This is a genomic window from Brevundimonas sp. CURTG3B2_SDJG, assembly GCF_057364705.1.
The window spans coordinates 1-3452 of record NZ_JBNFOJ010000286.1; the positions used below are offsets into that span (position 1 = coordinate 1).

The window sequence follows — 3452 nt, forward strand, 5'->3', positions numbered from 1 at the left end:
CGAACGGCCCAACGCCGATCCGGCACGCCCCGGATCGCCACGCGGCCCCAGCCTCTGGAATAGAAGGCCCGCCTCGAGGCCCGGGCCTCAGCGCATGGTCAGATAGCCGCGCTCGACCATCCGGCGCAGGCCTTCATAGACCTCGGCCAGTTCCTCGTAGGCGGTGCGCGCGGCGGTCAGCCGCGCGATCTGGTCCGGGGTGGACGGCGCGCCCGATTCCGACTGGCGCAGGCCCTCGGCCGCCCATTTCGCCCGGGCGGTGGAGGTCAGCACCGCCAGCTTCTGGAAGGTGTCGGGCGTCACGCCCGGCAGCACCTGCCCCAGCACCTCGCGGTTGGCGATGAAGGCCGCGTAGTCGATCTGCTCGAGCAGTCCCCTCAGCCTGCGCTGTTCCTGCGGGTCGATGTCCTGCGGCTCGAAATGATCGCGCTGACGGCGATAGCTGCCAGTCTGAATGGTCGACATCGCGCCTCTCCCGGGACGAGGCCGGAATCGTGCGCCGCGTCGATTAACGGGGGGTTGCGTTTCTCGCTGCGCTGGAATACTTAAGTGAATGCTTCAGTATCAAGATCCCCTCGATCTCGCCTACCAGGCCCTGTCGGACCCGACCCGGCGGGCCATGGTCGAGCGACTGGCGCGCGGCCCGGCCTCGGTCAGCGAGCTGGCGGAGCCGTTCGCCATGTCGATGTCGGCGGTCGTCCAGCACCTGAAGGTGCTGGAGGCCTCGGGCCTGGTGACCTCGGAAAAGGTCGGCCGGGTCCGCACCTGCCGGGTCGAGGCGGGGGCGATCACCGCAGCCGAGCGGTGGCTGAACGACCGGCGAAAGTCGGTGGAGCGCAGCCTCGACCGCCTCGGCGTCTTTCTGGACGAAACCAAGCCTGAAACGGAGAAATGACGATGACGACGCCAAGCACGCCCGTCCTGGCCCATGGGACCTTCACCATCGAGCGTCGCTACGACGCCGCGCCCGAACGAGTCTTCCGCGCCTACTCCGACCCGGCCGCCTTCCGCCGCTGGTTCGTCGACGGCGAGGGCTGGACCATTCATGAGTGGGAGCACGACTTCCGGGTCGGCGGCCGCGCCGGCGGGCGCTTCCGGTTTGGCGACGAGACGAACGACACCTGGTTCAACGACACCGAATACCTCGAAATCGTCGACAACGGCCGCATCATCCTGAGCTATGTGATGGGCCGCATCGTCGGCGGGGAGAAGGAGCGGATCTCGGCTTCCCTGGCGACCACGGAGCTGGTCGCCGACGGGTCGGGCACGCGCCTGATCTACACCGAACAGGGCGCCTTCTTCGGCGAGGACGGCGCGGCCCATATCCCGCTGCGCGAGGAAGGCTGCGCCGAGATGCTGGGCAAGCTCGCCCTCGAGCTCGGGGAGGCCGCGTGATGGCCGGCAAGGTCCGCGTCAACAGCTTCGCGGTCTCCGCCGACGGATTCGCCGCCGGTCCGGACCAGAGCCTCGCGAATCCGCTGGGCGTCGGCGGGGAGCTGCTGCACCACTGGTTCTATCCCACCAAGACCTTCCAGACCCTGTTCGGAAAGGGCGTGGGCTCCGAGGGGATCGACAACGGTTTCGCCGAACGGGGCATGCAGGGCGCCGGCGCCTGGATCCTGGGCCGCAACATGTTCAGCCCAAGCCGCGGCGATTGGCCGGATGACGACTGGAAGGGCTGGTGGGGCGAGGAGCCGCCCTATCACGTCCCGACCTATGTCCTGACCCATCACGCCCGGCCCTCCCTCGAGATGAAAGGCGGCACCGTCTTCCATTTCGAGACCGGCGGGATCGAGGCGGCGCTCGACAAGGCGAAGGCGGCGGCGGGCGACAAGGATGTCCGCATCGGCGGCGGGGCCGCGACGATCCGCCAGTATCTGGAGGCGGGCCTGATCGACGAGATGCACGTGGCGATCTCGCCGGTTCTGCTGGGTCGGGGCGAGCCTTTCTGGGAGGGGTTGAACCTGCCCGCCCTCGGCTATGGCGTCGCCCGGTCGACGGCCGGCGAGCGCGCCACGCATCTGGAGATCGTCCGTCGCGGCGCGGGAGGCGGATCGTGACGGACGGACGTCTCTTCTTCGGCGCCTTCACGGTCGAACGGCGCTACGACGCGCGCCCGGCGAGGGTCTTCGCCGCCTTTGCGGACCGCGAGATCAAGCAGCGGTGGATGGGATGCGACCATGTCGCCTCGCCCGTGATCGACCGGCTGGATTTCCAGGTCGGCGGGCGCGAGATCAGCCGCGGCCCGGCCGACGACGGGGAGCACCTGTTCGAAGGGACCTACCTCGACATCGTGCCCGACCAGCGGTTCGTCTTCGCCTTCGTGATGCATGTCGGCGGGCGGAAGCTGTCGGCGTCGATCGCCTCGATCGAGATCCTGGCCGAGGGTGAAGGCGCACGCCTGATCTTCAACGAGCAGGGCGTCTATTTCGGCGAGGACGGCTGGGCGGAGCGCGAAGAAGGTACGGCCGCCGGCATGGACAACCTGGCCGCCTGGCTGGCGGCCCACACGAAGGAAAGCTGAACCATGACCCTGATCCTGTGGTCACATCCCTACGCCGGCTACGGCCAGAAGGCGGCGGTGGCGCTTTACGAACTGGGCCTGCCGTTCGAGTTGAACCTCGTGGACGGCAGCGAGGCCGCCATGGCCGGCTTTCTGAAGGTCTCTCCCTTCGCCAAGATGCCGGTGCTGATCGATCCGGAGAGCGGCGAGACGGTGTTCGAATCCTCCATCGTGATCGAGCGGCTGGATCGGTTGGCGGGCGGCGGGCGACTGATCCCGTCCGATCCGGACCAAGCTCTGGAAGCCCGGTTCGTAGATCGGATTCTGGATATCTACGTCGGCGGCCCGATGAACCGGATCGTCTTCAACCGTCTGGGTCGGGGCGGCCCGCCGAACGAGGCGGCCCTCGCGCTCGAGTACAAGGAGCTGGAGGCCGCCTGGGGTTTGCTGGAGGACCGTCTGCGCGACGGGCGGACCTGGGGGGCGGGCGAGACCTTCACCCTGGCCGATTGCGCCGCGGCGCCGCTGATGACCTACGCCCGCCGGCTGGTCCCGTTCGGCGACCGGCCCCGGCTGAACGGCCTGGCATGGGCGGCTCCTGGCCCGGCCGTCGTTCGTCCGGGCGCTGGAGGACGCGGCCCCCTTCGGCGACCTGATGCCGGCCCCGCCGGCGATCGACTGACGCAGGGCGCGCCGAGCGCGCGGCGGATCGCCGCGCCGTCTTGGCTGAACCGGTTCGGCCCCGTAGCTCTTTCAGCAACGGACGAAGGAGACGCCGATGCCGCTGTTGATGTGCCCGAACGACAACGCCGCCATGCAGACGCTGGAGCGGGGCGGGGTCCAGTTCGACATGTGCCCGAGCTGCCGGGGCGTCTGGCTGGACCGCGGCGAGCTGGAGAAGCTGATGGAGGCCGCCACGGCCGAAGGCCGCGCCGCCGCGCCGCAGCCG

The 3452-nt window shown here is 69.2% G+C and carries 6 protein-coding genes and 1 pseudogene; 6 read left to right on the top strand and 1 reads right to left on the bottom strand.

The genetic code is table 11. The annotated features are described in order from the left end of the window. Positions 1-87: 87 nt before the first annotated feature. Entirely contained in the window at positions 88-465 is a 378-nt protein-coding gene (locus AC2W7C_RS15125; RefSeq protein WP_486002148.1) for a hypothetical protein, read from the bottom strand. 88 nt (positions 466-553) lie between these two features. Between AC2W7C_RS15125 and AC2W7C_RS15130 the strand changes: the two genes are divergently transcribed. From AC2W7C_RS15130 to AC2W7C_RS15155, 6 genes and pseudogenes are all read left to right on the top strand, one after another. Next, the gene (locus tag AC2W7C_RS15130; protein ID WP_486002149.1) at positions 554-895 is read left to right on the top strand and encodes an ArsR/SmtB family transcription factor; all 342 of its coding nucleotides are present in this window, start codon (positions 554-556) and stop codon (positions 893-895) included. Positions 896-897: 2 nt separating this feature from the next. Then, positions 898-1395, top strand: coding sequence for an SRPBCC domain-containing protein (locus AC2W7C_RS15135; protein WP_486002150.1), 498 nt, complete (start codon positions 898-900; stop codon positions 1393-1395). Next, positions 1395-2060: a dihydrofolate reductase family protein gene (locus AC2W7C_RS15140; RefSeq protein ID WP_486002151.1), complete on the top strand. Its 666-nt coding sequence runs from the start codon at positions 1395-1397 to the stop codon at positions 2058-2060. Before AC2W7C_RS15135 ends, AC2W7C_RS15140 begins: the two co-directional genes overlap by 1 nt. Beyond that, the gene (locus tag AC2W7C_RS15145; RefSeq protein WP_486002152.1) at positions 2057-2524 is read left to right on the top strand and encodes an SRPBCC family protein; all 468 of its coding nucleotides are present in this window, start codon (positions 2057-2059) and stop codon (positions 2522-2524) included. Before AC2W7C_RS15140 ends, AC2W7C_RS15145 begins: the two co-directional genes overlap by 4 nt. A 3-nt stretch (positions 2525-2527) precedes the next feature. Next, positions 2528-2998, top strand: a pseudogene (locus tag AC2W7C_RS15150) (glutathione S-transferase family protein); the annotation flags it as partial. Between the two features lie 283 nt (positions 2999-3281). After that, the coding region (locus AC2W7C_RS15155) for a TFIIB-type zinc ribbon-containing protein (protein WP_486002153.1) at positions 3282-3452 on the top strand (171 nt) is incomplete at its 3' end.